We start from the raw sequence: 26,254 nt of genomic DNA on the forward strand, positions 1-26,254 counted from the left end.
CGTTGCTCGGATGCTTGCAGCCTATCGCCATCAGCGGCCGTGTAAAACGAATGCTTTCGCGCTTCGATATGCGTTTTTTGACTATCCGGGCCTGACACCCCGCAAGCGAAGGCGCCGCTCCCCGCGCGGCTTTTTTCGCATATCCATGCGCGGTTTTCTTCGTGTACGGCGCGCGCCTGGCGGTGCAATATCGGCCTCATCGTCTTTCTGGAAATTCACTCATGTCTAGCGCTTTTCTCCATGCCGCCCGTCCCCGGTCGCCTGTGCCGGAACCCCTGCAGGACGCCATCCGCGTCGCCACAAAGCTGGCCGCGCGCCTGGCCGAAACGGCCAATGCCCGCGACCGGGCCGGCGGCCACGCGGCGCAGGAGCGCGCATGGCTGCGCGATTCAGGCTTGCTGACCTTGTCGATCCCCGTGGAATTCGGCGGCCAGGGCGCGTCCTGGCCCCTCGTGTATCAGGTGATCCGCATCCTGGCGCGGGCCGACAGCGCGCTGGCGCATGTCTTCGGCTTCCACCATTTGCAGCTGGCCGGCCTGCAGCTGTACGGCAGCGCGCAACAGCAGCGCCGCCTGCTCACCTTGACCGTCGACGAGCGCCTGTTCTGGGGCAATGCCTTGAATCCCCTCGACAAAAGAGTCACGGCCAGCGACAGCGACGACGGCTTCATCCTCGACGGCATCAAGAGCTTTTCTTCCGGTTCCGTGGGGTCCGATTGGCTCACCGTCTCGGCCTGGCACGCGCCCACGCAGACGGCGCTGATCGCCGCCCTGCCCACGCGCGGGGATGGCGTGACCGTGCAGGCGGACTGGGACGCCTTCGGCCAGCGCCAGACGGATAGCGGCAATGTGCATTTCAAGGCGGTCACCCTGCCCCACGAGCTGGTGCTGCAGGCGCCGGGCCAGGCAGCCACGCCGCAAGCCACCGTGCGCTCGCAGATCGCGCAACTGATCATGAGCAATCTCTATCTGGGCATCGCCGAAGGCGCGTTCGAGGCGGCGCGCCGCTACACGGGCGAGCAGGCGAAAGCCTGGTTTGCCTCGGGCGTGGACCAGGCAACGGACGACCCGTTGATCCAGCACCGCTACGGCCAGCTGTGGCTCTTGCTGCGCCCCGCGCAAGTGCTGGCCGATGCGGCGGCGCAGGAACTGGAAACCGTATTCCGCAAGGGCGCGCTGGTGACGGCGCGCGAACGGGGCTTGCTGGCCGTCGCCGTCGCCGAAGCCAAGTGCCTGGCGCACAAGGCGGGCCTGGAAATCAGCAGCCAGATGTTCGAACTGACGGGCGCCCGCTCCACCTCGGCCCAATACGGCTTCGACCGCTACTGGCGCAACGTGCGCGTGCACACCCTGCACGACCCCGTCGACTACAAGCTGCGCGACCTGGGACGCTTTGCCTTGACTGGCACGCTGCCCGAGCCGACGGCGTACTCGTAATTCAACCACCAAGGAGCCACCATGACCATCGCCCGCCGCCGCATCCTCCTCACCGCCCTGACCCTGGCACTGGCCAGCGGCTTCGCCCACGCCAAGGATCCGAAAGACATCACCATCGGCACCAGCGCCGGGCCGTACGCGGACCAGATCAAGCTGGGCATCAAGCCTATCCTGGAAAAACAGGGCTACAAGGTCAAGTTGGTGGAATTCAACGACTATATCCAGCCCAACTTCGCGCTGGCCGAGGGGTCGCTGGACGCCAATGTGTTTCAGCACATCGTCTACCTGAAGAAGTTCGCGCTGGAGCACAAGCTGGCCCTGACGGACCTGATCACCATCCCCACGGCGCCGATCGCCATCTACAGCAAGAAGCACAAGAGCCTGGACGACGTGAAGGAAGGCACGACGGTGGGCTTGCCGAACGACCCGACCAACCAGGCGCGCGCGCTGGTGCTGCTCGACCAGCTGGGATGGATCAAGCTGCGCGCCAACTTCGACCCCGTGCGCGCGTCGGAAAAGGATATCGCCGTCAACACGAAGAAAATCAAGCTGCTGCCGCTGGAAGCGGCGCAACTGCCACGTTCGCTGGGCGACACCGATTACTCCTTCATCAACGGCAATTACGCGCTGGCGTCGGGACTGAAACTGACGGATGCGCTGGTGGCCGAGAAAATCTCGCCCAACTACATCAACCTGGTGGCCGTGCGCACGGCGGACAAGGACAAGCAGTTCGCCAAGGACCTGGCGGCCGCCTACCGCTCGCGTGAATTCCTCGACATCACCAATAAACACTTTGCCGGTTATTCGAAACCCGATTACCAGCAAGCGTTGCAGACTGCCGCGAAATAAGCCATGGCCAAGACGATACGCTTCAACGCCTTCCAGATGAATACCGTGGGCCACCAGTCGCCGGGACTGTGGACGCATGCGCGCGACCGCAGCCACCGCTATACCGATCCCGCCCACTGGACGGAACTGGCGCGGCTGCTGGAAGAAGGCCTGTTCGACGCGGTGTTCCTGGCCGACGTGCTGGGCGTGTATGACGTGTACCGGGGCAGCCTCGATGCGGCGCTGGAACACGGCGTGCAGGTGCCGCTGAACGACCCGCTGGCGCTCGTGCCCATCATGGCGCAGGCCACCACGCACCTGGGCTTTGGCGTCACCTGCGCCCTCACCTACGAGCATCCGTATACGTTCGCGCGGAGCATGTCCACGCTCGACCACCTGACGAAAGGGCGCATCGGCTGGAACATCGTCACAGGCTATTTAGACAGCGCGGCGCGCAACCTGGGCTTGAGCCAGCAACTGGGCCACGACGAACGCTACGACCTGGCCGACGAATATCTGGACGTCGTCTACAAGCTGTGGGAAAAGAGCTGGGACGACGACGCCGTCGTCAACGACAAGGCGCGCGGCATCTACGCCGATCCGGCCCGAGTCCATCCGATCAACCATGCCGGGCGCCACTACCAGGTGCCCGGCATCCATCTGTGCGAGCCGTCGCCGCAGCGCACGCCCCTGCTGTACCAGGCGGGCACCTCGCCGCGCGGCACGCGCTTCGCGGCGCGCCACGCGGAGGCGACCTTCGTCAGTGGCCCCAGCAAGACGGTGGTGAAGCGCTACGCCGACGACCTGCGCGCCGCCGTGCGGCAAGGCGGGCGCGATGGCGACGCGCTGCTGATCTACGCGCAGGCGCTGGTCATCACGGGCGCCACGGAAGCAGAAGCGCGCGCCAAGCATGCCGATTACCTGCGCCACGTGGACATCGAGGCGGCGCTGGTGCTGCTGTCCGGCTGGACGGGCGTCGATTTCAGCCGCTACCCGCTCGACGCCACCATCGAGTACATCGATTCGCCGGCCGGCCGCTCGGCGCTGGCCTCGTTCAGCCAGGCCGACCCGGACCGCACGTGGACGGTGCGCGAGGCGGCCGAATACATCGGCCTCGGTGGACGCGGCCCGGTGCTGGTGGGCGATGCGCGCCAGGTCGCCGACCAGCTGGAAAGCTGGATCGACGCGACGGGCGTCGACGGTTTCAATCTGGCCTTCGCCGTGGCGCACGACAGCATGGCCGACGTGGTGGCCCACATCGTGCCGGAGCTGCAGCGGCGCGGCCGCTACCGCACAGCCTATGAGGAAGGCACCCTGCGCCACAAGGTGTTTGGCCAGGGCCCGCGCCTGCCGGCCGATCACGCAGGGCGCCAGGTCAGCATCGCGCCAGGCGAGGCCACGCTCGCTGCGGCCTGAACGCCGCCCGCGTCCCCGCGGGCATTTGCATCCAGTCCCGTTCCGTGTCAGCATACGCCACCTTGGCAACACGGATAAGGAATGCAATGCCCCCCACTCCCCTACGCGCGCTGGCCCTGGGCCTGCTGCTGGCCGGTTATGGTTCACCGGCGCTGGCCACGCCGCCAACGCCAGGCTGCGACGTCTGCGCCGCCTGGAACGCCGACCAGGCGCCGTTCCGCATCTTCGGCAATACCTATTACGTGGGCGTGAAGGGCCTCAGTTCCGTGCTGGTGACGTCGCCGCAAGGCCATGTGCTGATCGATGGCGGCTTGCCGGAGTCGGCGCCGAAGATCATCGCCAGTATCGGCGCGCTGGGCTTTCGCATCGAAGACGTGAAACTGATCCTCAATTCGCACGGCCATATCGACCATGCGGGCGGACTGGCCGAGCTGCAGCGGCGCAGCAATGCGCTGGTGGCCGCCAGCCCGTCGGCCGCGCTGGACCTGGCGTCGGGCGAAGTGGGACCGGACGACCCGCAATACCATGCGCTGCCCAAGTACCCGCCCGTGAAGGACATGCGCCTGGCGCGCGACGGCAGCCGTTTCCATGTCGGCCCCATCACGGTGACGGCGCACGCCACGCCGGGCCACACGCCCGGCGGCTTGAGCTGGACGTGGGAGTCCTGCGACGGCCCCCGCTGCCTGAACATGGTCTACGCGGACAGCCTCAACGCCGTCTCGCGTCCCGGCTTCAAGTTCAGCGCCAGCAGCGAGTATCCGAACGCGGTGGCGGACTTGCGCCGCAGCTTCGAGACCCTGGAAAAACTGCCGTGCGACGTGCTCGTTTCGGCCCATCCGGAAGCATCGCAATTGTGGGAACGGCTGGAAGCGAGCGCCACGGCTGGCAGCGATGCCTTTGTCGACCCGCAGGCCTGCCGCGCCTACGCGGCGGCGGCGCGCACCGTGCTCGAGGCGCGCCTGGAACAGGAAAAACAGGAATAAGCTTGTCAACCGTGCACGCTGGCGTGGCGCCAATCTGCTACGCTGGCGGCTATACCCATCACGTTAACCAGGAAATGCCATGTTCAAACTCGCCAGACTGATTCCCCTCGCCGCCATCGTCGCCATCACCGCCGGCTGCGCGCAAACGCCCGTGCGCAGCGATGCAGCCGCCGCCGCGCCAGGCGCCACGTCGCCCGCCAAGCCGGCGCCCAAGCTGACGGGCACGCAGTGGAAGCTGAAGGAATTGAAGGGCAAGCAAGTGGTACGCAAGGCGCCCGAGCAGCGCGACGTGACCCTGATGCTGGCCGAAGGCCGCGCCAGCGGCAACAGCGGCTGCAACCAGATGATGGGCGGCTACACCAGCGATGGCGTCAGCACCCTGGCCTTCTCGCAGCTGGCCGGCACCATGATGATGTGCCAGCCGCAGGACATGGAACTCGAGCGCCTGCTCCTGACCACCCTGGGCGAAGTCAATGGCTACCGCTACGCCGACCAGGAATTGCTGCTGCTGAAGGATGGCGTGCCCGTGGCGCGCTATGAAGCGTTGACGGTGAAGTAAAACCCGCACTCCCGCATGTGAAGAGTGCCCGAAAAACGTTCAGGGCAAGGCGCTGCAACGCCGTCATGGACGTTTTCTCGGCCACTCTTCAGTCGTTGCGCATCTGCGCCTGCGATACATTGCTATTCGCTGGCACGCTCTGCGTCAGCCACACATTCCCCCCGATGGTCGATCCCGCGCCGATGGTGATGCGCCCCAGCACGGTCGCGCCCGCGTAGATCACCACGTCATCCTCGACGATGGGGTGGCGCGGCGTACCCTTGATCAGCGCACCGGAAGCGTCCGCCGGAAAACGCTTGGCGCCCAGAGTGACGGCCTGGTACAGGCGCACGCGCTGGCCGATGATGGCCGTCTCGCCGATCACCACGCCCGTGCCATGGTCGATGAAGAAGGATGCGCCGATGTGCGCGCCCGGATGGATGTCGATGCCCGTCAGGGTATGCGCGATGTCGGCGATCAGGCGCGCCAGGAACGGTGCGCCCAGCGCGTGCAGGCGGTGCGCCAGGCGATGGTACAAAATGGCGATGGTGCCCGGGTAGCACAGCATGATCTCGGCCACCGAGGTGGCGGCCGGGTCGCCCGCGTAGGCGGCCTGCACGTCCGACACCAGCAGGGCGCGGATGTCGGGCAGGCTGGCGGCGAAGGCGCGCGTGATGTCGCGCGCCTGCTGCGCCAGGGCCGCATCGTCGCTGGCGCCCTCGCCCTCATCGCCGGCCGGTACGGAGAACAGCAGGCCGCGCCGCACCTGTTCGCTGAGGCGGTTCAGGGTGGTATTGAGCGTGTCGCCGACAAAATAATCGATGCTTTCGTCCGTCAGGTTGGGCCGCCCGTAATGCGTGGGGAACAGGGCCGCCGACAGGCCGTTGACGATGGTGGTGAGCGCTTCGCGCGACGGCAGTTCGCGCACCCTGCCGTTATGGCGGATCTTGTGCTTGTCTTCGCGCGAGCTGCGCAAGGCCTGGATCACGGGTCCCAGGTTCCACTGGGCCGACTCGTCGGCGGGCGCCGCGGGATAAATGCTGTGCATGGCGGATCACTTCCAGAAAACGGCAAACAGGCCGGGTCGCCCCAGCTTAACGGCGGCGGCACGCGATGCAAACGAAGAATTTCAAGCTTCCATATACGAAAAACGTATATGGATGGCAAACCAGGTCGGCGCCAAACCCGATTCCGGTCACTAGCGTAAAATGACGGACTAACAAAAACACTCTTCAACATGACTAAATTATTAACCTGGATTTTGGCGGGCCTGGCGATGGTCGGACCGCTTGCAATTGACACCTATTTGCCGTCGTTCCCCGCCATCGTGCACGATTTCAATGCCAGCCCCTTGCTGGTGCAGCAAACCCTGAGCTTTTTCCTGTTCACGTTCGCCTTCATGATGCTGTTTTACGGCACCCTGTCCGACTCCTTCGGCCGCCGTCCCGTGATTCTCGTCTCGCTGGTGCTGTATGTGGTCGCCTCCGTGGGCGCCGCGCTGGCGCCGTCGCTGGGCTGGCTGCTGGCCTGGCGCGTGCTGCAGGGCCTCTCGGCCGGCGCCGGTTCCGTGATCGGCCGCGCCATCGTGCAAGACCGCTATTCGGGCGCCGCCGCGCAGAAAATCCTCTCGCACATCATGATGGTGTTCGCGTTGGCGCCGGCCATCGCGCCCGTGCTGGGCGGGTGGCTGCAGGTGGGCCTGGGCTGGCGCTGGATCTTCTGGTTTCTCACGGCCTTCGGCGTGCTGATGTTCGTCGTCGTCTGGCGCGCCTTGCCGGAAAGCCTGCCGAAGGAGCAGCGCCACGCCTTCCACCTGGGCGACATCGCCGTCAATTACTGGAATGTACTGTGCCACCGCCAGTTCCTGCTGCTGTCGACGGCCATCGGCGCCGCCTTTGGCGGCTTCGCCCTGTACATCGGTTCGGCCGCCTACTTCATCATCGACATCCTGCACCTGCCGGAGACGGCATTCGCCTGGCTGTTCATTCCCCTGATCAGCGGCATGGTGTTCGGCTCGGCCCTGTCGGCGAAGATCGCCCACCGCTACAGCCAGCGCCAGATGATCTGGGCCGGTTTCATCCTGATGCTGGTGGCCGCGCTGGCCAACATCGGCTACAACTACGTGTTTGCCGCCGAAGTGCCGTGGGCCGTGCTGCCGCTGTTCTTCTACTCGTTCGCCCTGTCGATCGCCATGCCGCCGATGACCCTGATGGCGCTGAACCACTTCCCCAACAACAGCGGCCTGGCCTCGTCGATGCAATCGTTCATCCAGATGCTGCTGTTCGCGCTGGTGTCGGGCCTGGTGGCGCCGCTGCTGTTCGACAGCGCGCTGAACCTGGCGTATGGCGTGATGGCGGGACTGTTGGTGAGTTTATTGTGCTGGGTGTTTGCGCAGGGTGGTTCGGCGGAAGTCGCAGCGAAGTAAAGTCACGCATACCAACCCGGTAAAAAACCGGGGTCAGTCGCTCGCGATCGGATAGCGCCCCATTGGGGTGCTATCCCCCGGCGGGTCTGACCCCAGCATTTAATCAAGGCCAGGGCGCGGGGGTCACGTCAATATACTGCGCCCCGCCCTGCTCCGGCTCTGCCGCATCGCGCGTAGCCGGCTGGTTCAAGGAACCGGCCGGCGAACGCAGGCTCAATATTTCCTTGCGCGATTCGACGAAGTCGGCCGAACTCAAGGGATGCTGCTGGTCGGGCCAGTGGCTGACGGCCCATTCCTGCAAGGCTTCAAAGCGCCGCCACAGTTCGGCGACGAATTCGCGGCGCGCCTCTTCCAGTTGTTCCGGGGTCTTTTCCATTGCTTCGCTCACATTGACTTCCATGGCCGTTCCCTCGCTGACAAGTTGTCTTGCCAGACTACCCAGGGAACAGCCAGGCGTCTGTTCGCGAACGAACACAGGATTTATTCGGGCATCTTGCGGAAACCCACGGCCAGGCGGTTCCAGGTATTGATGGAGCCGATGGCCAGGGTCACGTTGACCATTTCCGCCGGCGTCAATTGCTCCGCCAGCGCCGCATAGTCCGCGTCCGCAGCGTGATTCTGCGGCAGCAGGGTCAGCGCCTCCGTCCAGGCCAGCACGGCGCGCTCGCGCGGCGTGAAGAACGGCGTTTCGCGCCAGACGGACACGGCGTACAGGCGGCGCTCCGTTTCGCCGGCCTTGCGCGCATCGCTCGTGTGCATGTCCACGCAAAAGGCGCAGCCGTTGATTTGCGAGGCGCGCAGGCGGATCAGTTCGAGCAGCGCGTGTTCCACGCCCAGTTTGGCGATGGCCGCTTCCAGCGCGTACATGGCCTTGACGGCGTCGGGCGAAGCTTGTGTAAAATCGAGTCGTTGCTGTGTCATGATGCATTCCTTGATGAGTAGAGATGCACCATTGTAGAAGCGCGCATAGCGCGCGCGGCAGGCCAATCCTGCCGAAAAACGGCAGACCACCAACAGATACTCCATGGAATTACATATCCTGATCGACGGCACGCGCGACCTGGGCGGCCAGCTGTACCGCCAGCTCAGCGAGGCCATCCGCTCGGGCCGGCTGACGGACGGCCAGCAATTGCCGCCCTCGCGCCTGCTGGCCAGCCAGCTGGGCCTGTCGCGCAAGACCGTGTCCGACGTGTATGACAAGCTCGGTTATGAAAAGCTGCTGGTCGGCAAAGTCGGCGTGGGCAGCTTCGTGCAGACGCCGCACGCCTCGCCGCAGCGCCGCCACGCCAGCACGCCGCTGGCCAGCGCGCAACGCATCGCCCGCTGGGAAGCGACGCCCACGCCCTTGCGCCGCGCCAGCCAGGAAGAACCGGCGCGCTACGCCTTCATCGGCGGGCGCGCCACGCCCGCGCACTTCCCGCAGGATGAATGGCGCGCCTGCATGCTGCACGCGCTGCGCCAGGGTGGCCAGGCGCGCGGCCGCTACGGCCCCGTCGCCGGTTTGCCGTCATTGCGCGCGGCGATCGCCGGCCATGCCGCCTTCAGCCGCGGCATCCATTGCACCGAGGAACAAGTGCTCGTCACCAGCGGCGCGCAGCAAGCCTTGCACCTGCTCGCGCTGACCCTGCTGGAGCCAGGCGACACGGTGGCCGTGGAAGAACCCGGCTACCCGGTGGCGCGCGCCGTGTTCGCCAGCCAGGGCGCGCGCGTGGTGGGCGTCGAAGTGGACGAGGATGGCCTGGTCGTCGCGCACATCCCGGACGGCACGCGGCTGATCTACGTCACGCCCGCACATCAATTTCCGCTCGGCATGCCGATGAGCATGGCGCGCCGCCATGCCTTGCTGGAACGGGCGCGGCAGCTGGGCGCCATCATCATCGAGGACGATTACGACAGCGCTTTCCGCTACGAAGGCCGGCCCGAGGATTCCCTGCAAAGCATGGACCGCTACGGCGTCGTCGCGCACGTGGGCAGCTTTTCCAAGATCATGCTGCCGGAATTGCGCCTCGGCTATGCGGTGCTGCCGCAAGCCCTCGTGGCCGCCGTGGAAACGGTGAAATACCTGACGGATTGCCATACGGCCAGCATGGGCCAGCATGCGCTGGCCAAGTTCATCGACGATGGCCATCTGCTGCGCCACATCCGCCGCTGCCACGACATCTACGCGGGACGGCGCGAGCGGCTGCAGCACTGGTTCAACGGCCCCTTGTCGCCGTGGTTCCGCCTCGTGCCGGCCAGCGCCGGCTTCCACGTGGCGGCGCTGGCGCAGGCGCCGCTCGACATCGCGCAATTGCTGCGCCGCGCGCGCCAGGCCGACGTCAGCCTGTATGCGCTGGCCAGCTTCTACCATGGGCCCGCCCGCCATGAGGGCCTGTTCCTCGGCTATGGCGCCATCGACAGGCTCGATATCGACACGGCGCTGGCCAAGGTGCTGGCGATACTGCAGAAGATCGCGCCCCTGCCAGTCAACGGGGTTGCCAACGATAGTGCCCCGTGATCGGATAGCTGAATAAAATATTTTCCTCGCGCGCGCCCTCGCCGATGTTGTGGATGATGAGCGGCACGCCGCTCCACGACTGCTTGTCGCTGACGATGCCGATGTGCGTGAGGTTGCGCGGCAAACGCCACGTGACGATGTCGCCCGCGCGGTAGGCGCTGGCCTCCTTGGCCGGCGGCAGGCTGGTGCCGTGACGGGCAAAGTAAGTGCCCAGGTTCGGCACGCGGCGGTGGTCGATATTGCGGTCCGGCCCCTTCATCTGCCAGCGTCCCTGCTGCTGGTACACCTGCCACGCCTTGCGCATGTCTTCGTGCACCAGCACCTGCAAGTCCTGCCCCAGCTGGCGGTAGGCGCGCACCACCACGTCCGTGCACACGCCCCGCTCGAGCGGCACGTCGCCGCCCGGATAGGCGAGCCGTTCATAGCGCGGATCGTACTGCACCGTCACGCCTACCTGCTTGCGGGCGGCGGCGACGAGGGCTTGCGGAGTGGCAGGGACAGCCAACGCCAGCATGGGCGCCAGCGCAAGCACGAGGATGGAGAGCGGTTTGATTGGCATCAACGTCGATAGTCGGATGGAAATGCCAACTCTACCGTAACGGCAGGAAAAACGTCGGACGCTAAGTAACCCCCAATAAATTATTGTGATTTCTGACTTCCATAACCGGCGCTCTGCGGCGTTGCCCGCTGCTAGCAGTGCTCGCACTGCGTCGCAGCGGGCGCCTTGCATAGCATCCGGTTCTGTTCGTCATAAATTCACAATATTTTCCTGAGGATTACTTACGCCTGCCAGTTGCGCCAGGTGGGTGGGGAAATCCACGGCCGGTCCCGCCGCATTGACGGTGTCAAAATAATCATGCCAGCCCGTGGCGGCGATGCCTGCCAGCAAGGCGTCCAGCGCCGCCTCGTCCGGGAAGCGCCAGACGGCATAGAATTGCTGGGCAGCGGCATGCAGCTTGCCGCCATCGATGGCGCCCATGGCCAGCGCTTCGGCGCCGCTGCCGGACAAGGCCGCCATGCCGGCGCCCACCTTATCGAAATACGCCTGGCGCGCGCCGCCGTCGAGGGCCAGCCAGGCGGGTTTCGGGCTGTACAGTTCCAACAAGTAATGCATGTTTTTCCTCCAAAAAAGTCAAGAAATCGAGCGTTGGGCGCGCTTGCAGATGCGCAGGGTGGCGGCAGCGGGACTTTCCAGCAGCCATTGCGCGCACAGGCCGCGCACCCAGTCCGGCCGGCTCTTGGCCGCATCGTTGAGCCAGTTGGCCACGGAATCCTGCACGTAGACGGCCGGGTCGGCGCGCAGGGGCAGCAACAGGGGCAAACCCAGCTGCGGCTCTTCTTTTAAGCGGACGAGATGCGCGCACCACACGCCGCGCGGGCGCAGCGCTTCGCAGGCGAAACGGCGCAGGCGTTCCGACGGGTCCGCCGTCCATGGCGCCAGCAAGGCAATCGCCTCGTCAAGGCTCTCCGCCAGATGGGGTCGCAGCGCCAGCCAGGCCCATTCGCGCACGCCGAAGTGGCCATCGTCGGCCAGCGGCCGCATGGCCGTCAGCCGTTGCGGCAAGGTCAAGCCAGTCTGGGCGGCGATGGCAAAGCAGACCCAGCCACGGACCGTGTCGGACGCATGCGCTTGCAATTGCGCCAGATCAACGTCGGCCTCCAGCAGCAATTGCGCCGCCAACGCCATGCGTTTGGTGATGCCGGCCGCTTCCAGCGCGCGCATCCGCTCCAGGCGGGCGGCGCCGATTCCCGGCACGGCGGCGGACAGCAACTGGGCGAAATCGATGGCCAGCCCTTCCGTCAGAGTGGCGCTGGCCACGCTGCCCCCGTTCAGCAGGGCCAGCCGCGCGGGCGCGATGTCGGCGACGCCACGGCTCATACAGCCCCCCGGTCCGTCTTGCGCCAGGCTTTGTCCAGCAGCGCACTCAATAGCTGCATTTCGTCCGGCGTGAAATCGGCGAACAGGCTGGCGATCCATTGCGCATGTTCATCGACCAGGGTCGCGGCGGCCGCTTCTCCCTTGGCGCTCAGGCGCACCAGCAGCTTGCGCCGGTCGACCTGGTCAGGATGGCGCGCGAGGAAACCATCGCGTTCCAGGCCGTCGAGCAAGCCCGTGATGGTGCCGCGCGTCACGCCGGCCCGCTCGGCCAGTGCGTGCGGCGAGAGTCCCTCGGGCACGTCGCGCAGCAGGGACAGCAAGACGAACTTACCTTCCGACAAGCCATGCCGGCCCAGGCGCGTGGCGCAATCGCCATCGATGGCCGAGGCCAGGCCCAGCACTTCAAAGCACAGGCGCAAGCGCGCCGTGGACTGCGCCATGTCGAGACCGCTGGCGCGGCGCTGCACGTCGCCCAGCAAGGCCGTGTATTTTTGTTCGAGTTTTATCATATGGCGCAATATAATATGGCGCCATATCAAATGTCAAATGGAAAACCGTGATGGTTTTCCTGTATGTTTAGAAACGCGCCTTGTCGCGCGCCCACGCGACGATGGCTTGCGCATCGATGGCGCCCGGCTGGCGCGCCACTTCCACGCCCTTGCGAAACAGGGCCAGCGTGGGAATGCTGCGGATATTGAAACGGCTGCCCAGGTCCGGCGACGCTTCCGTATTCACCTTGACGACGCGAAACGCCGGCTCCAGCGTCTTGGCGGCTTGCACATAGAATGGCGCCATGCTGCGGCACGGACCGCACCACGGCGCCCAGAAGTCGACCAGCACGGGAATGTCGCTGCGTTCGATATGCTTGAGGAAACGGGCGCTGGCCAGGTCCACGGGCTGGCCCGTAAACAAATCCTTCTGGCACTTGCCGCAGGTGGGCTGCTCAATCAGGCGCGCCGCCGGCAAGCGGTTGACGGCGTCGCAATGGGGGCACACGATGTGCAGGGAATCTGGCGTGGTCGAGGTCATGGCGTTCCTGGAAAAGGTGGCGTACAGTTGCCGGACATTTTACGGCGTATCGTGCGGCGCCGTCGGCATGCTGGCGGCGCATGTTCACATAGTCCACTATAGTGTGCCGGAACGGCGCGCACATTGCCGAGCCAGCCAAGGAAAACAATGCCTGATGTCGCAGAAAACATGGAGTTGAACACCCAACCTGCCCACGCGGACCTCGCCGCCGCCCTGGCCTTGCAGCGCGCCGCCCAGCTGGCCCACCCCGTGCCCACGCTTGCCGAGCGCAAGCGCGACCTGCACACCTTGCAGCGCTTTCTGCGCGAGCATAAAGACGCCTTGTGCGCGGCCATCAGCGCCGATTATGGCAACCGTTCCCACCACGAAACCTTGCTGGCGGAGATATTTCCCGCCATCGACGGCATCAACCATGTCTTGAAGCACGTGAAAAAATGGATGCGGCCGCAGCGCCGTGGCGTGGACTGGCGCACCTTCCCAGGCGCGCGCAACCGCGTGATGCCGCAGCCGCTGGGCGTGGTGGGCGTGATCGTGCCGTGGAATTTCCCCGTGAACCTGAGCCTGGTTCCCTTGACCTACATCTTCGCCGCCGGCAATCGGGCCATAGTCAAGATGAGCGAAAACTCACGCCACCTGGCGCGGCTGCTGATCGACACCATGCCCGCCTATTTTCCACCGGAAAAGCTGCGGTTTTTCGACGAGACGGGCGGCGTGGGCATGGCGTTTTCACAGTTGCCGTTCGACCACCTGCTGTTTACGGGGTCCGGCCAGACGGGCCGCGCCGTCATGGCGGCGGCCGCGCGCAATCTGTGCCCCGTCACCCTGGAACTGGGCGGCAAGGCGCCAGCCATCGTCTGCGCCGATTTCGACGTGCGCACGGCAGCGGAGCGCATCCTGTTCGTCAAGTGCCTGAACGCGGGGCAAATCTGCACCAGCGTCGACCACGCCTGGCTGCCCGAGGCCAGCATCGCCGACTTCGTCGACCATGCGCGCCAGATCGTGCCCACGCGCTACCCACAACTGGATACGCCCGACTATACGTCCATCATTGACGAGGCCGCCTTTGAACGCCTGTTGCAGGCGCTCGACGAGGCGCGCGCACGGGGCGCGCAGGTGATTTCGCTGTTGCCGGGGCCAAGCCACGACCGCGCCACGCGCAAGATCGCGCCGCATATCGTGCTCGACGCGCCCGCGGACAGTCTGCTGCTGACGCGGGAAATCTTCGGTCCCATCCTGCCGCTGCGCGGCTATGCGAACCTGGACACCGTGATCGACAGCATCAACGCGGGACCGCGCCCGCTGGCCATCTACCCCTTCAGCAACGAGGCCAGGACCGTGCAAATGCTGATCGAGCGCGTGATGTCGGGCGGCGTGTCCGTCAATGACGCCCTGTTTCATGTCGGCCAGCACGACCTGCCCTTCGGCGGCGTGGGCGAATCCGGCATGGGCCACTACCACGGCGTCGAAGGTTTTCACACGTTCAGCAAGCTGCGGCCCGTGTTTTATCAGGCCCGCTACAGCGCCTTGACACTGCTGCGTCCGCCGTATGGCAAACTGGCCAGCCGCGTGCTGGCCTTCCTGACCCGCTGATTACAGGAACAGCGAGGCGGCGATGGCCCACATGACGAGGGCGATGATGCCGTCGAGCACGCGCCAGGCCATGGGCTTGGCAAACACGGGCGCCAGGTAGCGGGCGCCAAAGCCCAGCAGGAAGAACCACAGGGCCGACGCCATGATGGCGCCGCCGGCGAAATAGAAGCGTCCCACACCTTCATGCTGGCCGCCGATCGAACCGAGCAGGATGACCGTGTCGAGGAAGGCGTGCGGGTTCAGCAGGCTGAACGCCAACGCCGCGCCGATGACGGCCCAGTAACCTTCGGGCGCCTTGGCGGCCGACACCGTCAGGGCCGTTGGACGCCAGGCCGACTTGGCCGCGCGCAAGCCGTACGCGATGAGGAACGTGGCGCCGCCGGCCTTGGCCCACAGCAGGAAATCAGGATTGTCGGCAATGAAGGTGCCCATGCCGGCCACACCGGCCGTGATCAAAATGGCATCGCACAACAGGCACACCAGGATGCAGGTGAGCACATAATGGCGCTTCAAGCCCTGCTTGAGCAAGAAGGCGTTCTGCGTGCCGATGGCCACGATCAGGCTCGCTCCGAGCCCCATGCCTTTCAAGAAAATTGCGCTGTCCATATCGATTCCTTTCTATTGCTTTCCATCACGCGCACGGCCGCCCACGCTCTGCCGGCAACGGCAAAGTCATCAGAGGTAGGTGGAGGGTGGTGCGGAACCTGGAGGACCGCGCGGGAGAGTGGAGTTGTTACCCTATTTCAACAGTGTAAAGAAAAAGTAAATATAAGTATAATGAATGATTCTAACCATATATAAGAGAATCTTATGCGCGTCGTCGATTACCGTGGATTGGCCGCCCTCGACGCCGTGATCGGCCTGGGCAGCTTTGAAAAGGCCGCGCAGGCGCTGGCCATCAGCCAGCCGGCCGTGTCGCAGCGCATCCGCACCCTGGAAAACCTGGAAGGCACCCTGCTGATCATCCGCAGCCACCCGCCGCTGCCCACGGAAGCGGGCCAGCGCCTGATCGCCCATTACCGGCAAGTCAAGCTGCTCGAAGCGGCGCTCGACGCCCAGCCGGGACCCACCACGCAATTGCCGGAACTGGCCATCGCCGTCAACGCCGACAGCGCCGCCACCTGGATTCCGGAAGCGCTGGGGCCGCTGCTGTCGCCACCGTCGTGCCTGCTCGATATCCGCCTCGACGACCAGGATCACACCCTGAGCCAGCTGCGTGAAGGGCGCGTGTTTGCCTGCGTCACCAGCGCCAACGACCTGGTGGCCGGCACCACGGCCACGCCGCTGGGCGGCATGCGCTACCTGTGCGTGGCCTCGCCCGCGTTCGCGCAGCAATGGTTTCCCCATGGATTTACGGTGGAAGCCGTCAGCCAGGCGCCCGCCATCACCTTCGGCAGCAAGGACGCGCTGCACGAGCGCTATCTGCAGCACCGGCTCGGCTATACGGGCCGCTATCCGCACCATGTGCTCGGTTCGGCGCGCGACTTCGTGCGCTTCATCGAAGCGGGCTATGCTTATGGCATGGTACCCCTGCTGCAGGCGGAAACGGCGCTGGCCGCCGGCAGGCTGGTCGACGTGGCGGCCGGGCAGGCGCTCGACGTGCCCCTGACCTGGCATGCCTGGGATATCCAGACACCGCTCACGCGCACCCTGTCGGACGCCGTCATCGCCACGGCGCGCAAATGGCTGTTACAGGATTGATTGACGCAAGCAACATTTATCTATGCCAGACTGCAACTTCCCCGTGCGTGCCCGGCCCTGCCTGGCCTACACTGCAAGCATCATCCACCTGAATCGGGAGCTGGCATGACGATCCTGCGCACCACCATGCTCGGTTTGCTGGCGGCCATCCCGCTCGCTGCCGGCCTGGCCGCCTGCTCGCCCTTGATGGCCATCAATGCCCTGTCGTCCAGCGGCGCCTCGCAAGTGACGCGCGACCTGCCCTACGGTCCCCTGCCGCGCCAGAAACTCGATCTCTACGCCCCCAGGACCCGCACGGGGCCCGTGCCCGTGGTGGTGTTCTTTTATGGTGGCAACTGGACGACGGGCGAGCGCGCCGACTATGCCTTCGTTGGCCACGCGCTCGCGGCACGTGGCTACCTGGCCGTGATCGCCGACTACCGGCTGTATCCGGACGTGCACTACCCGGAGATCTTGCAGGATGCGGCCCGTGCCGTGGCCTGGGCCGCGATGGAGTCCAGCCGCCATGGCGGCGACCCCGCGCGCCTGTTCGTCATGGGCCATAGCGCCGGCGCCTACAATGCGGCGATGGTGGCGCTCGACGCCAGCTTGCTGGCGCGCCACGGCATGCACCCGCACGACTTGCGGGGCTGGATAGGCCTGGCCGGCCCCTACGACTTCTTGCCCATCGAAAACACCACCACCCGGCCCGTGTTCTTTTATCCGGACACGCCCGCCGCTTCACAGCCCATCCATCACGTGACGGCCGACGCCCCGCCCGCCCTGCTGATCGCTCCCCTGCCCGGACAGGATAAGCTGGTCGATCCGCGACGCAACACGGGGGGCCTGGCCAAGGCCTTGCGGACGCTTGCCAGGCCCGTGACGGAAACCTATTTCGACCACGTGGGCCACGCCACCCTGGTCGCCACGCTGGCCGCGCCCTTGCGCAGGCTGGCACCCACCATGGACGCCATCAGCGCTTTCATCGATGCCAACAGCGGGAGCGGGAGCGGTGACGCGATCTTGTCCGCGGTCTTGCCCGCGGTCTTGCCCGAGGCAGCGCTGCCGGCAAGCATGGCCATGCCATCGCGCTCACCTGGCGTGACCACGCCAGCCCCTGAACTGCACGCCTACGACAAAACGCCCGCCCCCTGAAGGGCGGGCGCTCTGCCCGAACCAATACGCACGATACTGCGTGCCGGCAAGCCACATCTCAAGGCTCGGTCCTCGCGATGCGGCTCAGCCGCAAGCAGCCTCGTGCTTACTCTTTACGGCTGGCGCTGCTGCTTTTGCTTTGTGCGGAGCCCGCTTGCGATGCGCTGCCGCCGGACATGCTTTCGCTGCCGGACGACTGCTGGCTGCCCTGGTGGCTGGCGCTTTGCAGGCTTTGACCATCACGGCGTTGCTGCTCGCGGCTGGCGCCGTTTTGCTGATAGGCCTGGAATGGTTCGGCCATGCGCTGCATGGCTTCCTGCTGCTTGCGCACGTTTTTCTCCGTTTCTTCCGAAGCCGTGCGGGCCACTTCTTCCGCCAGGGCCTTGGCCGTGCGGCTCGTTTCATTCACATGCCGTTCTGCCACGTTGGCCAGTTCGACCTGCGTATCGGCCGCCAGGCGCGACAGCTGTTGCTGATACTTGCGCAATTGCTCGGCGGCTGGCTGGCCCGAGGCGGCAGCCACCTGGAACACATCTTCTGCGCGCTCGACCGTCAGCAGGTTCTGGCCGGTGACCGTGGTTTCTTCCAGCAAACCTTGCGCCAGCTGCATGTTCAGGTCACTGAAGTGCTGCACCGATTGAAACAAGGACTTCGACAGGCCATTGAAGAAAGCCAGTTGCGCTTCCAGGTGGTTTTTGGCGGCGGGGGTAACACTACGGGAATATGGATACATGGAGTTCCTCATTAAATAGCGGTTGGGTGGACACAAACAGATGGCGACACCACCGGCTGTCGAACGGTGAGGCAGACGGCCGGGCTACGCCACGAAACGCGAAAAAACATATCCGATTGGTGGGAAGATGCTTTGCAACGCGAGTCCCAAGGCTACGTGAGCACCGCAGGTGAGGCATGATCTGGATCAAAGGTGCGCTAGGCTGCGCAGAAAGTTTTGGCTGGACGGATTGCCCTTGGCAAACGTCAGTGACGAGGAGGAAAATCTGTGTCAGGCATGCTCAAGCAGAAGCGTCCGTGCCCGGCACGACGGGCTTGTAACCATGGCTGCGCAGCGACGCTTCCAGCCAGCGGTTGCCATACCAGCCGCGCGCCAGCAGGTAACTGAGTTCCGCCCCGGCCATCAGCAGCATCATCGGGCCGATGCGCAGTTCGGTGGCCAGATGGCTGCCGAACCACAGGCAGACATCCATTGCCAGCATGAGCAGCAACAACCACCAGCGGCGCTTGGCGACGGCCCAGAACGAGCCCAGCAACAGGGCCGGCCAGGAAAATCCCGCTTTCACGTAGGCATAGCGGCCGGCGTCGTCGGCAAACAGGGTGGCGCTGTGCTTCATGCTGCTCTCTTTGGGTAAGGAACGGTGTCAGGGCTCGGGATGGTGGCAGACGGCTTCGACATTGTGACCGTCCGGCCCCAGCACGAAGGCGCCGTAGTAATTCGGGTGATACATGGCGCGGATGCCGGGGGCGCCGTTATCCTTGCCGCCCGCTGCCAGCGCGGCCTGGTAAAACGCATCCACCTGGGCGCGGTTGTCCGCCGCGAAGGCGAGATGCATGCCGGCATGCGGCGCGGCGCCCACGCCGAACCAGAAATCGGGCTTGCCATCCTTGCCCAGGCCGACCCAGCCCTGCACTTCCATCACCACCGACACGCCCAGGGGCGCCAGGGCGGCCGAAAAGAAGGCCTTGCTGGCCTGGGCATCGCTGACATTCAAACCGATGTGATCAAGAATCATGGTGGCGCTCCTTGCAGGTAAGGGGAAAGGAAGCGCAGTATGCGCCAATATTGCCTTTTAAGCACGCAAAATCACAGATCCGGCGCGTAGCGGGCGACCATCTGTTCCTGCGTTTCCTGCGGTCCGCTGCCGCCCGTCTGGTCCTGAATCATCTGCCCCATCGTCGGCAAGACGCAGCGTTCGACCCGGGCCGCACTGTCCCACAGGCGCGAACGCATGAGGGCCTTGGCGCAATGCAGATACGCCTCGGCCACGCGCAGGCGCATGACCAGGCGCGGCGGGCCGCGCTCGCCGGCGAAGTGCGCCAGCAGCGTCGGATCGTCGCTGAGACTGGCTTCGCCATTCACGCGCAAGGTTTCATCGACGCCGGGGATCATGAACAGCAGCCCCGCCCTGCCCGTCTCGGCAATATTGCTGAAGCTGTCGAGGCGGTTATTGCCCTTGGCATCGGGCAGCAGCAGGGTATGGGAATCGAGCACCCGCACGAAACCGGGCGCGCCGCCGCGCGGCGAGGCGTCGAGCTGGCCGCCGGCACCGCCCGTGGCCAGCACGGCGAACGGCGACAGCCCGATGAAGGCGATGCAATGCGGGTCGAGATGGTCGAGCTGCTTGCTCAGCGACCGCCCCTGCGCGGGCGGATAATGCGCGCGCAGTTGCTCCAGGGTAATGGCCACGCGCCTGCCCGCCTAGCGCAGGTTGCCCGTGTGCCCCAGCGAATAGCGGCCCGGCTGCGGCCACACGGTCAGGCCGTGCGGTTCCTGGCCGACTTTCACCTTGGATACATCGCCGCTGTTCGTATCGATGCGGTACACCACGTCGTCGAAACGGCCGGACAGCCACAGGTACTTGCCATCGGCGCTCACATTGCCCATGTCGGGGCTGCCGCCGCCGGGGATCGGCCAGTTCGCCACCACTTTTTCCGTGGCGAAATCGATCACGCTGACGCTACCCTTGCCCTTCGGCTTGCCGTGGATGCGGTGCGTGCCGCGGTTGGCCACGTACAGTTTCTTGCCGTCACGGCTCGGGTACAGGCCGTGCGCGCCCACGCCCGTCTGGATGAAGCCGATTTCCTTCAGGGTGGCGCCATCGACGATGTGCACGCCGTCGGCGTCCATGTCGGCGATAAAGAATTTCTTGCCGTCCGGCGAGATGCGTATGTCTTGCGGCATGCCCTTCTTGACGCTGCAGATTTCATTCGCCGGGCCGCCCACGGGACCGGACTCGGCAAAACGCTTGGCCGGCATCTGCAATTTCAGGTAGCCGTCGACCTTGCGACCCACCAGATCGATCTTGGCGATGGTGCCGTCGAACTCGCAGGTGAACATGGCGTAGCGGCCGTCATTCGAGAAATCCGCATGGTTGATACCGCCGCACTGGGGCGTGTCGATCGAATACTGCACGGCCATGGTCTTCGGGTCGCGGAAATCGAGGCGGTGGCGCGCTTCGGCCACGACGATGGCCGACTTGCCGTCCGGCGTGAAATACATATTGTAGGGGTCATCGACGGGTACTTCCTTGCCCGGCTTGCCCGTCAAGGGGTCGACCGGCGTCAGGCTGCCCTTGTCCGTGCGTTCGGCATTGTTCGCCACCCACAGGGTGCGCAAGTCCCACGACGGCACCACGTGCTGCGGGCCGCTGCCGACCTTGAACTTGTCCACCACTTTCAGGCTGTCCTGGTCGATCACGTACACATCGTTCGAGCGCAGGTTGGGCACGTAGACCCGGCGCAAGTGATCCTTGACGACGGGACTCATGTTGCTGCTGGCGATGCTGCCATACACGTTCTTCGGGTCCACCAGCGGCGGCATGCCCGGCAGCGGCGCATAGGCGGCAGCCGGTGCCGGGCTGGCCGCGGCCGGCGTACTGGCGCCGATGACCTGGCTGGCCACACCCAGGCCTGCCAGTGCGGCAGCCAGGGCGGACAAGGTAACGATGGTGCGTCGTTGAGATTTTTTCATGTGATTTCGCGTCATTTCGTTGCAAAAGCCGGAAGTTCAGCACTTCCAGCGGAATTATTTATTACGTTGCAGCAGTTGCTTGATGGCAGCCACCGACGTGTCCACCTGCAGCTTGATGCCGATCTGCCCCAGTTCAGCCGTGGCACGCGTGGCATCGCCGCGCACGCCGTCCGCCACGCCGGGCTTCGGCCCATGGGCCCTGGCCTCGCTGCGCACCAGCGACGGGTCCGTCGCCAGCATCAGCGCCGCGTCCGCCAAGCCGGCGTGCAGGCCGATCTCGGCGCCGCTGTGGCCGCGCTTTTGCAGTTCGGCAATGTAGGCCGATTGCGTGATGTCATAGTAATCGAGCAAGGCATACGCGCGCGCGTCCTTGGCGGCGGATGCCTTGCCCCAGGCACGGTTGAGCTTGTTGGCCACGTTCTGCTCGTTTTTTTGATAGCCGCCATGGTCGCCGATAAAAATGATGTCGCGGAAACCATGCTGGCGCAGGCTGGCGGCAGCCCCTTCCAGCACGGCTTCGAAGGCGGCCGGCGGTATCGAGATCGTGCCGGCAAAGCGCATGTGGCCGGCCGGCGGCGAAATACTGCCTTCCGGCACGTAGGACACGACGGGCGCGACGATGGTGTTGCCGAGCTTTTGCGCAATCTGCCGCGCCAGCAGCCCGGCGCGCACATTGTGCTTGCCCAGCGCGATATACGGCCCGCTCTGCTCGACGCCGCCAATCGGCACCAGCACGGTGGTGGCACCATGGTCTATGCGGCTACGCAACTCCGTGCTGGTCAGCTCTTCCAGCATGACGCTGCCGCTGGCAGGCGCGGCGGCCATGACGGGCACCGTGACCGGCAGACACGACAAACTCAGGACGAACAGGGAAACGAGGGGCTTGCGTGAAAGGCGGAGCGTGGATGGCGCGCCGGGCGCCGTTCGCTGAGGGAACTGCAGAGTCATAAGCCAACATCTTTCCGAGATCAAAGGCGCCGTGCCCGGCCTTGCCAGGCAAGCCGGCTGCCACGCAGGAATTGTATTCCATCATGACGGGAACGGCACGTTAATTTGCTGCAGTGCTTTGCAAGGAATTGACGAGGGGAAACTATCTATCAGGCGGTGGTCGCGGCAACCCCGCCCGCCTCGCCATCATGGAGCGTTTCGTTGCGCTTCTCGGCATAGGCCTTGAGCGAGCGCATCGTCCTGGGCAACCCGTCCCGCACTTGCCTGGCAACACCTGGCCCGAACAGAAAGGCAAGCGCACCCGTGAACCACACGCGGTGCATGACTTCCGATCCGCCCTCCGCGGCCACCACCGTGTGCTCGAAATGGATGCGGAACAGGGGGATATAGCCCTCGACGGTGAACGAGCGGCCGGCCGTGCGCTCGGTGACCAGCAGCGCAATCCCCATCCCCTTGCCGGGAACGATCCTGCCATGCGTCCCCACCGCGAACGGCCCGTTGAGCCGGGCTTGCTTCGTATCCGGATCCCACAGATGCCATCGGTCGACCTCGCTCCAAATCTGGTCGACGACCATGGGCGGGACTGCGATGTGGATGCTTTCTTTGATTTGCATCAATTGGGGATCTCCCTGTCATGTCGAGGAAAGTCACTCCGACAGGAAGTATTCCTGCCGCGATTGCAGAATACACTGTTTTTCATCCTGCAAATAGAATCAGATTCTGCTGATACAGGGACATGATTTACCTGGCAATCGGTTCGCGGCTACTGCCGCGTCGACATGTCCGCCAGCTTATCGACTGTCTTCAAGACCGCGATTTTCAGCGCGGGAATTTATACCGTATCAGCAGCGTAGCTCCCTTGCCGCCGGGTGGGGTCAGCAGTATCTCGTCACCCGGCAGCATCTCTTCATACATCACCGTGCAACAGGTCGGCATCGAGTGGCCGCGCGAGGGATAAACGCCAACGTCGGTATGCAGGTTCGCGGCGCGCACATCCACGCTGGCCTTGCCGGCCTTTCCTTCTTCTTGCAGCAGCTTGCGCAGGGCGGTGACGAAGTCCCCTTTGCTGAGCCTGGCAGGTGCCTGGCTGGTTTGCGGGCGGGCGGTTGCGTCGTTTTTCATGGCAGTTTCTTTCAGTAAGTACATTCCCGCCACTATAACATTCGCCCCCTGGCGGCATCATGCCAACATAGACGCTGGCCCCGGCCGCCTGCACTATCGCCGCTGTAGCAGTCGTTCGACTGATACAGCGTGTGCTGGTATGGGGCGTCTTGTGCCTTGTCCCTGCCGTGCCGCGCCTCTAGACTGGGGCCTTCTCCACGCTGCGACTGCATACCATGACCGAACTCCTGCCCCTGATGAGCTATTGCTTTGTGATGTCCGCCACGCCCGGGCCGAACAACGTCATGCTGGCCACCACCGGCGCCAATTTTGGCTATCGCGGAGCGCTGCCCGTGATCCTCGGCATCCAGCTCGGCATCTTCGTGCAAACCATGCTCATGTGCGTGGGACTGGGCAGCGTGTTCGTCGCGTACCCGATGGCGCAGCAGGTGCTGCGCATCGCGGGCGCGCTGTACCTGATGTTCTTGGCGTGGAAGCTTGCCGGCGCGTCGGTGGCGGGAAGCGGCGCACCGAAGGCCGTGTCGTTGGCGCAGGCGGCGCTGTTTCAGGCGCTGAACCCCAAGAGCTGGCTCAAGGCGATCACCATGGCGTCGGTCTTCATGCCTGCGCAGGGCAACTTGCTCGCCAGCGCACTGCTGGTGTCCGTGATCGGCACCGTGGTGGGCATGCCGTGCAACGCCATGTGGGCGCTGTTCGGCGTCTCGATCCGCAGCCTGCTGAAAGCGCCCCGCAACCAGCGCATATTCAATCTGACGATGGGGGCCATCCTGCTGGTCCTCGCCGTGATGTTTTTACGTTAGACTGCCACCCATGTTCGCCATCGACCGCTCCTCCCCCATCGCCCTGTTCAAGCAGATCGAGGCCGCATTGCGCCAGCAGATCGCGCAACGCGTCCTGCCTGGCGGGGCCAGGCTGCCGTCGATCCGCCAGCTCGCCACGCAGCTTGCGGTCAGCACCAACACCGTGGTGGTGGCGTATGACAGGCTGGTGGCCGCAGGCGTCATCGATACGCACGGCACGGCGGGCTTCTTCGTCTGTGCGGCAACTGACGCCAGCCGCGCCATTCCCGACGAGGTGGCGCTGGAAGCGGGCCAGGAGCAGGAACCGGTGTGGCTGAGCCAGCAAGTGAACGACCAGCGGCCGGGCGTGATATTGGCCAGCAGCGGCGCCTTGCCGCCCACCTGGCTGCAGGACGCGCTGCCGGCGGCCGCCGTGCAACGCGGCCTGGCGCGCAGCGCGGCCGGCATGGCCTCGCGCTGTCCGCCGCAAGGGCTGGCCGAACTGCGCGAGCAGATCGCGCTGCTGATGCGCGGCATCGGCATCGCTGCCGACGCCAGCCACATCCTCACCACGTTCGGCGGCACCCATGCAATCGATCTGATCTGCCGCACGTTCCTGCAGCCCGGCGATACGGTGCTGGTGGAAGACCCCGGCTACTTCCTGATGTTCGGCAGGCTGCGCCAGGACGGCGTGCGCCTGGTGCCCATCCGGCGCCGCCCCGATGGCCTCGACCTGGACGAACTGGAAGCCGCCTGCCGCGCGCACCGTCCGCGCCTGTTGTTCGTGCAGACGGCTTTGCACAATCCCACCGGCTGGAGCAGCAGCGCCGCCAACCTGCACAAGGTGCTGATCATGGCGCAGCAACATGGCTTTCTGATCGCCGAAGACGACGTGCACGGCCATTTCCAGCCGGGCCACAGCACGCGGCTGGCATCGCTGTCCGGACTGGACGGCGTGATCTATTACTCCAGCCTGTGCAAGGCGCTGAGCCCGGCCCTGCGCATGGGCTACCTGGCCGCGGCGCCTGCCCTGCTCAAGCTGCTGATGCGCACCAAGATCCACGCCATCATGACCTTGCCTGCGCTGAACGAATACGTGCTGCTGGAAGTGCTCAAGGCCGGCAACCTGCGCAAGCACATGGAGCGGCTGCAACGCAAGATCATGGTGGCGCGCAACGCCAGCACGCGGCAACTGAGCGCGGCCGGCGTGCTGTTCGAGCAGCCCGGCGACGCAGGCATTTTTCTGTGGGGCAGCATGCCCGAAGGGCTGGACGTGGACTTGCTGGTGCAGGACGCCTACCGCAACAAGATCCTGATGATGCGCGGCGCCGCGTTCTCGGCCAACGACACACCAAACCAGCACATCCGCTTCAACGTCGCCTTCAGCCAGCATCCCCGCGTGAGCGCCTACCTTGAAGAGCGCCTGCGCGCGGTGGCGGGCGCCCGCTCAAGCCTGGCCCGCGCCAGCGGCGCCGCCAGCATCGAGGGCAAGTCCTGAGTATCGGCGCCAAGCATGCGCTCCGAGGTGGCTACCGCCTGGTCGATGGCATGGGGATGGGGATGGGGATGGGGATGGGGATGGGGATGGGGATGGGGATGTGCGAATCTGCGGGCTTTCATTTTGGCAAAGTGATATCCTTGTCAATACGACTGAGTGTGGCCAGAAGCGCGCCTCAATACGATCAATCAAGAGAAGGAGCGCATGCTCGTGGGAAGTACCGTTTCAAGCCGGTTGTCCATGTTGGGCGTTATTTTTTTGTGCCTTTCGCTGTCGTCCCTGACCAACGCATCCGAACAACAAAGTGATATGGCATCGATCAAGCAGGAGCATTGCGAAGAAAGCAATAATCTTGAAAATACCTTCTGCATGAGTCGAGAGCTAGCAGAATCCGACGCGCGCTTAAACGTCGTCTACAAGACATTGATGTACGCGCTTACCAAGCCGCGAGGACTGCAAAGCGCGCAACGCGCATGGACGGTTTTCCGTGACGAGGAGTGCAAGTTCCAGAACGAGGCGATGCGTGGTGCAAGTGGTTACAACTTTTCGATGGACCTGTGTTTGATGCGGTTGACTGAACAGCGCATATCGGCGTTAGAAACCGTTAAGCCCTGTAATGGCTGCATAGAATTCAAGGATGAGTTTTATGGAACGAGGAAAGAATTCACCTTGCCAGAGCGTAAACGCACTCCTGCTTCGGGCAAGCGATGACACTGGGCAAAGCTTGCCGACTTAACAACGACGG

The 26,254-nt window shown here is 64.7% G+C and carries 30 protein-coding genes; 13 read left to right on the forward strand and 17 right to left on the reverse strand.

What is annotated here, in order from left to right:
- Positions 1–221 precede the first annotated feature (221 nt).
- From GCN78_RS15315 to GCN78_RS15335, 5 genes are all read left to right on the forward strand, one after another.
- Positions 222–1,436, forward strand: coding sequence for an acyl-CoA dehydrogenase family protein (locus GCN78_RS15315; protein WP_152252458.1), 1,215 nt, complete (start codon positions 222–224; stop codon positions 1,434–1,436).
- Positions 1,437–1,457: 21 nt separating this feature from the next.
- The gene (locus tag GCN78_RS15320) at positions 1,458–2,285 is read left to right on the forward strand and encodes a MetQ/NlpA family ABC transporter substrate-binding protein (protein ID WP_152252459.1); all 828 of its coding nucleotides are present in this window, start codon (positions 1,458–1,460) and stop codon (positions 2,283–2,285) included.
- A gap of 3 nt (positions 2,286–2,288) precedes the next feature.
- Positions 2,289–3,680 carry an LLM class flavin-dependent oxidoreductase gene (locus GCN78_RS15325; protein ID WP_152252460.1) on the forward strand — a complete coding sequence of 464 codons (1,392 nt, stop codon included), beginning with the start codon at positions 2,289–2,291 and terminating at the stop codon, positions 3,678–3,680.
- Positions 3,681–3,766: 86 nt separating this feature from the next.
- The gene (gene bla / locus GCN78_RS15330; protein WP_152252461.1) at positions 3,767–4,663 is read left to right on the forward strand and encodes a subclass B3 metallo-beta-lactamase; all 897 of its coding nucleotides are present in this window, start codon (positions 3,767–3,769) and stop codon (positions 4,661–4,663) included.
- A 79-nt stretch (positions 4,664–4,742) separates the two neighbouring features.
- A complete protein-coding gene (locus GCN78_RS15335) occupies positions 4,743–5,222 on the forward strand; it encodes an META domain-containing protein (RefSeq protein WP_152252462.1) in 480 nt (159 codons plus the stop codon).
- An 88-nt stretch (positions 5,223–5,310) separates the two neighbouring features.
- Here GCN78_RS15335 and epsC read toward each other — a convergent pair whose 3' ends face one another.
- Positions 5,311–6,249, reverse strand: a complete 939-nt coding sequence (gene epsC, locus GCN78_RS15340) for a serine O-acetyltransferase EpsC (protein ID WP_152252463.1) — start codon at positions 6,247–6,249, stop codon at positions 5,311–5,313.
- Between the two features lie 189 nt (positions 6,250–6,438).
- Between epsC and GCN78_RS15345 the strand changes: the two genes are divergently transcribed.
- Entirely contained in the window at positions 6,439–7,626 is a 1,188-nt protein-coding gene (locus tag GCN78_RS15345; protein WP_152252464.1) for a multidrug effflux MFS transporter, read from the forward strand.
- A gap of 103 nt (positions 7,627–7,729) precedes the next feature.
- On the opposite strand, the gene GCN78_RS15350 is transcribed toward GCN78_RS15345, so the two are convergent.
- Together GCN78_RS15350 and GCN78_RS15355 are read right to left on the reverse strand one after the other, a co-directional pair.
- Positions 7,730–8,026, reverse strand: a complete 297-nt coding sequence (locus GCN78_RS15350) for a hypothetical protein (RefSeq protein ID WP_226939653.1) — start codon at positions 8,024–8,026, stop codon at positions 7,730–7,732.
- Positions 8,027–8,106: 80 nt separating this feature from the next.
- Positions 8,107–8,547 (reverse strand): carboxymuconolactone decarboxylase family protein, encoded by a 441-nt coding sequence (locus GCN78_RS15355; protein WP_152252465.1) that lies wholly within the window; start codon positions 8,545–8,547, stop codon positions 8,107–8,109.
- Positions 8,548–8,650: 103 nt separating this feature from the next.
- Between GCN78_RS15355 and pdxR the strand changes: the two genes are divergently transcribed.
- Positions 8,651–10,123, forward strand: a complete 1,473-nt coding sequence (pdxR, locus tag GCN78_RS15360) for a MocR-like pyridoxine biosynthesis transcription factor PdxR (RefSeq protein WP_152252466.1) — start codon at positions 8,651–8,653, stop codon at positions 10,121–10,123.
- Here pdxR and GCN78_RS15365 read toward each other — a convergent pair.
- From GCN78_RS15365 to trxC, 5 genes are all read right to left on the reverse strand, one after another.
- Positions 10,092–10,682, reverse strand: a complete 591-nt coding sequence (locus tag GCN78_RS15365) for a DUF1287 domain-containing protein (RefSeq protein ID WP_152252467.1) — start codon at positions 10,680–10,682, stop codon at positions 10,092–10,094. The two genes, pdxR and GCN78_RS15365, sit on opposite strands and share 32 nt — an antisense overlap.
- 189 nt (positions 10,683–10,871) lie before the next feature.
- Positions 10,872–11,237: a DUF6616 family protein gene (locus tag GCN78_RS15370; protein WP_152252468.1), complete on the reverse strand. Its 366-nt coding sequence runs from the start codon at positions 11,235–11,237 to the stop codon at positions 10,872–10,874.
- 18 nt (positions 11,238–11,255) lie between these two features.
- Entirely contained in the window at positions 11,256–12,002 is a 747-nt protein-coding gene (locus tag GCN78_RS15375) for a HEAT repeat domain-containing protein (protein ID WP_152252469.1), read from the reverse strand.
- Entirely contained in the window at positions 11,999–12,508 is a 510-nt protein-coding gene (locus GCN78_RS15380) for a MarR family winged helix-turn-helix transcriptional regulator (protein ID WP_226939660.1), read from the reverse strand. Before GCN78_RS15380 ends, GCN78_RS15375 begins: the two co-directional genes overlap by 4 nt.
- Before the next feature lie 70 nt (positions 12,509–12,578).
- Complete coding sequence (gene trxC / locus GCN78_RS15385; RefSeq protein WP_152252471.1) at positions 12,579–13,031, reverse strand: thioredoxin TrxC; 453 nt, start codon at positions 13,029–13,031, stop codon at positions 12,579–12,581.
- Positions 13,032–13,178: 147 nt separating this feature from the next.
- On the opposite strand from trxC, the gene GCN78_RS15390 reads away from it, so the two are divergent.
- Positions 13,179–14,621 carry a coniferyl aldehyde dehydrogenase gene (locus GCN78_RS15390; protein WP_152252472.1) on the forward strand — a complete coding sequence of 481 codons (1,443 nt, stop codon included), beginning with the start codon at positions 13,179–13,181 and terminating at the stop codon, positions 14,619–14,621.
- Here GCN78_RS15390 and GCN78_RS15395 read toward each other — a convergent pair whose 3' ends face one another.
- Positions 14,622–15,227: a LysE/ArgO family amino acid transporter gene (locus GCN78_RS15395; protein WP_152252473.1), complete on the reverse strand. Its 606-nt coding sequence runs from the start codon at positions 15,225–15,227 to the stop codon at positions 14,622–14,624. It lies immediately after the preceding gene.
- Positions 15,228–15,431: 204 nt separating this feature from the next.
- Between GCN78_RS15395 and GCN78_RS15400 the strand changes: the two genes are divergently transcribed.
- A complete protein-coding gene (locus GCN78_RS15400) occupies positions 15,432–16,322 on the forward strand; it encodes a LysR family transcriptional regulator ArgP (protein WP_099379669.1) in 891 nt (296 codons plus the stop codon).
- A 105-nt stretch (positions 16,323–16,427) separates the two neighbouring features.
- Positions 16,428–17,456, forward strand: a complete 1,029-nt coding sequence (locus tag GCN78_RS15405; RefSeq protein ID WP_152252474.1) for an alpha/beta hydrolase — start codon at positions 16,428–16,430, stop codon at positions 17,454–17,456.
- Between the two features lie 106 nt (positions 17,457–17,562).
- Here GCN78_RS15405 and GCN78_RS15410 read toward each other — a convergent pair whose 3' ends face one another.
- From GCN78_RS15410 to GCN78_RS15445, 8 genes are all read right to left on the reverse strand, one after another.
- Entirely contained in the window at positions 17,563–18,189 is a 627-nt protein-coding gene (locus tag GCN78_RS15410; protein ID WP_152252475.1) for a phasin family protein, read from the reverse strand.
- Positions 18,190–18,469: 280 nt separating this feature from the next.
- On the reverse strand, positions 18,470–18,805 hold the full coding sequence (locus tag GCN78_RS15415; RefSeq protein WP_152252476.1) for a hypothetical protein: 336 nt from the start codon (positions 18,803–18,805) through the stop codon (positions 18,470–18,472).
- Between the two features lie 27 nt (positions 18,806–18,832).
- On the reverse strand, positions 18,833–19,204 hold the full coding sequence (locus GCN78_RS15420; protein ID WP_152252477.1) for a VOC family protein: 372 nt from the start codon (positions 19,202–19,204) through the stop codon (positions 18,833–18,835).
- 71 nt (positions 19,205–19,275) lie between these two features.
- Positions 19,276–19,878 carry a pyridoxamine 5'-phosphate oxidase family protein gene (locus tag GCN78_RS15425; protein ID WP_152252478.1) on the reverse strand — a complete coding sequence of 201 codons (603 nt, stop codon included), beginning with the start codon at positions 19,876–19,878 and terminating at the stop codon, positions 19,276–19,278.
- A 12-nt stretch (positions 19,879–19,890) separates the two neighbouring features.
- Positions 19,891–21,162 (reverse strand): YVTN family beta-propeller repeat protein, encoded by a 1,272-nt coding sequence (locus GCN78_RS15430; protein WP_152252479.1) that lies wholly within the window; start codon positions 21,160–21,162, stop codon positions 19,891–19,893.
- A gap of 54 nt (positions 21,163–21,216) precedes the next feature.
- Positions 21,217–21,987, reverse strand: a complete 771-nt coding sequence (locus GCN78_RS15435) for a creatininase family protein (protein WP_152252480.1) — start codon at positions 21,985–21,987, stop codon at positions 21,217–21,219.
- A 272-nt stretch (positions 21,988–22,259) separates the two neighbouring features.
- Positions 22,260–22,724, reverse strand: coding sequence for an SRPBCC family protein (locus GCN78_RS15440; RefSeq protein ID WP_152252481.1), 465 nt, complete (start codon positions 22,722–22,724; stop codon positions 22,260–22,262).
- Between the two features lie 205 nt (positions 22,725–22,929).
- On the reverse strand, positions 22,930–23,232 hold the full coding sequence (locus GCN78_RS15445; RefSeq protein WP_152252482.1) for an HNH endonuclease: 303 nt from the start codon (positions 23,230–23,232) through the stop codon (positions 22,930–22,932).
- 215 nt (positions 23,233–23,447) lie between these two features.
- Here GCN78_RS15445 and GCN78_RS15450 point away from each other — a divergent pair, with 215 nt between their 5' ends.
- The 3 genes from GCN78_RS15450 to GCN78_RS15460 all read left to right on the forward strand — a co-directional run bounded on the left by GCN78_RS15450 (position 23,448) and on the right by GCN78_RS15460 (position 26,220).
- Positions 23,448–24,032: a LysE family translocator gene (locus GCN78_RS15450; RefSeq protein ID WP_152252483.1), complete on the forward strand. Its 585-nt coding sequence runs from the start codon at positions 23,448–23,450 to the stop codon at positions 24,030–24,032.
- Between the two features lie 10 nt (positions 24,033–24,042).
- On the forward strand, positions 24,043–25,509 hold the full coding sequence (locus tag GCN78_RS15455) for an aminotransferase-like domain-containing protein (RefSeq protein WP_152252484.1): 1,467 nt from the start codon (positions 24,043–24,045) through the stop codon (positions 25,507–25,509).
- Positions 25,510–25,665: 156 nt separating this feature from the next.
- Positions 25,666–26,220, forward strand: a complete 555-nt coding sequence (locus GCN78_RS15460; protein WP_152252485.1) for a lysozyme inhibitor LprI family protein — start codon at positions 25,666–25,668, stop codon at positions 26,218–26,220.
- The last annotated feature ends 34 nt before the right edge of the window (positions 26,221–26,254 follow it).

The sequence above is a fragment of the Janthinobacterium rivuli genome (genome assembly GCF_009208735.1).
GTDB lineage: Bacteria > Pseudomonadota > Gammaproteobacteria > Burkholderiales > Burkholderiaceae_D > Janthinobacterium.

What these genes read in the sequence shown, in the direction of transcription:
- trxC (WP_152252471.1), bottom strand. Translation starts at nt 13,031, where the DNA reads ATGACCTCGACCACGCCAGATTCCCTGCACATCGTGTGCCCCCATTGC.
- GCN78_RS15455 (WP_152252484.1), top strand. Translation starts at nt 24,043, where the DNA reads ATGTTCGCCATCGACCGCTCCTCCCCCATCGCCCTGTTCAAGCAGATC.
- GCN78_RS15390 (WP_152252472.1), top strand. Translation starts at nt 13,179, where the DNA reads ATGCCTGATGTCGCAGAAAACATGGAGTTGAACACCCAACCTGCCCAC.
- GCN78_RS15440 (WP_152252481.1), bottom strand. Translation starts at nt 22,724, where the DNA reads ATGCAAATCAAAGAAAGCATCCACATCGCAGTCCCGCCCATGGTCGTC.
- bla (WP_152252461.1), top strand. Translation starts at nt 3,767, where the DNA reads ATGCCCCCCACTCCCCTACGCGCGCTGGCCCTGGGCCTGCTGCTGGCC.
- GCN78_RS15395 (WP_152252473.1), bottom strand. Translation starts at nt 15,227, where the DNA reads ATGGACAGCGCAATTTTCTTGAAAGGCATGGGGCTCGGAGCGAGCCTG.
- GCN78_RS15370 (WP_152252468.1), bottom strand. Translation starts at nt 11,237, where the DNA reads ATGCATTACTTGTTGGAACTGTACAGCCCGAAACCCGCCTGGCTGGCC.
- GCN78_RS15320 (WP_152252459.1), top strand. Translation starts at nt 1,458, where the DNA reads ATGACCATCGCCCGCCGCCGCATCCTCCTCACCGCCCTGACCCTGGCA.
- pdxR (WP_152252466.1), top strand. Translation starts at nt 8,651, where the DNA reads ATGGAATTACATATCCTGATCGACGGCACGCGCGACCTGGGCGGCCAG.
- GCN78_RS15430 (WP_152252479.1), bottom strand. Translation starts at nt 21,162, where the DNA reads ATGAAAAAATCTCAACGACGCACCATCGTTACCTTGTCCGCCCTGGCT.
- GCN78_RS15350 (WP_226939653.1), bottom strand. Translation starts at nt 8,026, where the DNA reads ATGGAAGTCAATGTGAGCGAAGCAATGGAAAAGACCCCGGAACAACTG.
- GCN78_RS15450 (WP_152252483.1), top strand. Translation starts at nt 23,448, where the DNA reads ATGACCGAACTCCTGCCCCTGATGAGCTATTGCTTTGTGATGTCCGCC.
- GCN78_RS15415 (WP_152252476.1), bottom strand. Translation starts at nt 18,805, where the DNA reads ATGAAGCACAGCGCCACCCTGTTTGCCGACGACGCCGGCCGCTATGCC.
- GCN78_RS15345 (WP_152252464.1), top strand. Translation starts at nt 6,439, where the DNA reads ATGACTAAATTATTAACCTGGATTTTGGCGGGCCTGGCGATGGTCGGA.
- GCN78_RS15435 (WP_152252480.1), bottom strand. Translation starts at nt 21,987, where the DNA reads ATGGCCGCCGCGCCTGCCAGCGGCAGCGTCATGCTGGAAGAGCTGACC.
- GCN78_RS15405 (WP_152252474.1), top strand. Translation starts at nt 16,428, where the DNA reads ATGACGATCCTGCGCACCACCATGCTCGGTTTGCTGGCGGCCATCCCG.
- GCN78_RS15445 (WP_152252482.1), bottom strand. Translation starts at nt 23,232, where the DNA reads ATGAAAAACGACGCAACCGCCCGCCCGCAAACCAGCCAGGCACCTGCC.
- GCN78_RS15335 (WP_152252462.1), top strand. Translation starts at nt 4,743, where the DNA reads ATGTTCAAACTCGCCAGACTGATTCCCCTCGCCGCCATCGTCGCCATC.
- GCN78_RS15365 (WP_152252467.1), bottom strand. Translation starts at nt 10,682, where the DNA reads ATGCCAATCAAACCGCTCTCCATCCTCGTGCTTGCGCTGGCGCCCATG.
- GCN78_RS15420 (WP_152252477.1), bottom strand. Translation starts at nt 19,204, where the DNA reads ATGATTCTTGATCACATCGGTTTGAATGTCAGCGATGCCCAGGCCAGC.
- GCN78_RS15325 (WP_152252460.1), top strand. Translation starts at nt 2,289, where the DNA reads ATGGCCAAGACGATACGCTTCAACGCCTTCCAGATGAATACCGTGGGC.
- epsC (WP_152252463.1), bottom strand. Translation starts at nt 6,249, where the DNA reads ATGCACAGCATTTATCCCGCGGCGCCCGCCGACGAGTCGGCCCAGTGG.
- GCN78_RS15375 (WP_152252469.1), bottom strand. Translation starts at nt 12,002, where the DNA reads ATGAGCCGTGGCGTCGCCGACATCGCGCCCGCGCGGCTGGCCCTGCTG.
- GCN78_RS15315 (WP_152252458.1), top strand. Translation starts at nt 222, where the DNA reads ATGTCTAGCGCTTTTCTCCATGCCGCCCGTCCCCGGTCGCCTGTGCCG.
- GCN78_RS15400 (WP_099379669.1), top strand. Translation starts at nt 15,432, where the DNA reads ATGCGCGTCGTCGATTACCGTGGATTGGCCGCCCTCGACGCCGTGATC.
- GCN78_RS15355 (WP_152252465.1), bottom strand. Translation starts at nt 8,547, where the DNA reads ATGACACAGCAACGACTCGATTTTACACAAGCTTCGCCCGACGCCGTC.
- GCN78_RS15410 (WP_152252475.1), bottom strand. Translation starts at nt 18,189, where the DNA reads ATGTATCCATATTCCCGTAGTGTTACCCCCGCCGCCAAAAACCACCTG.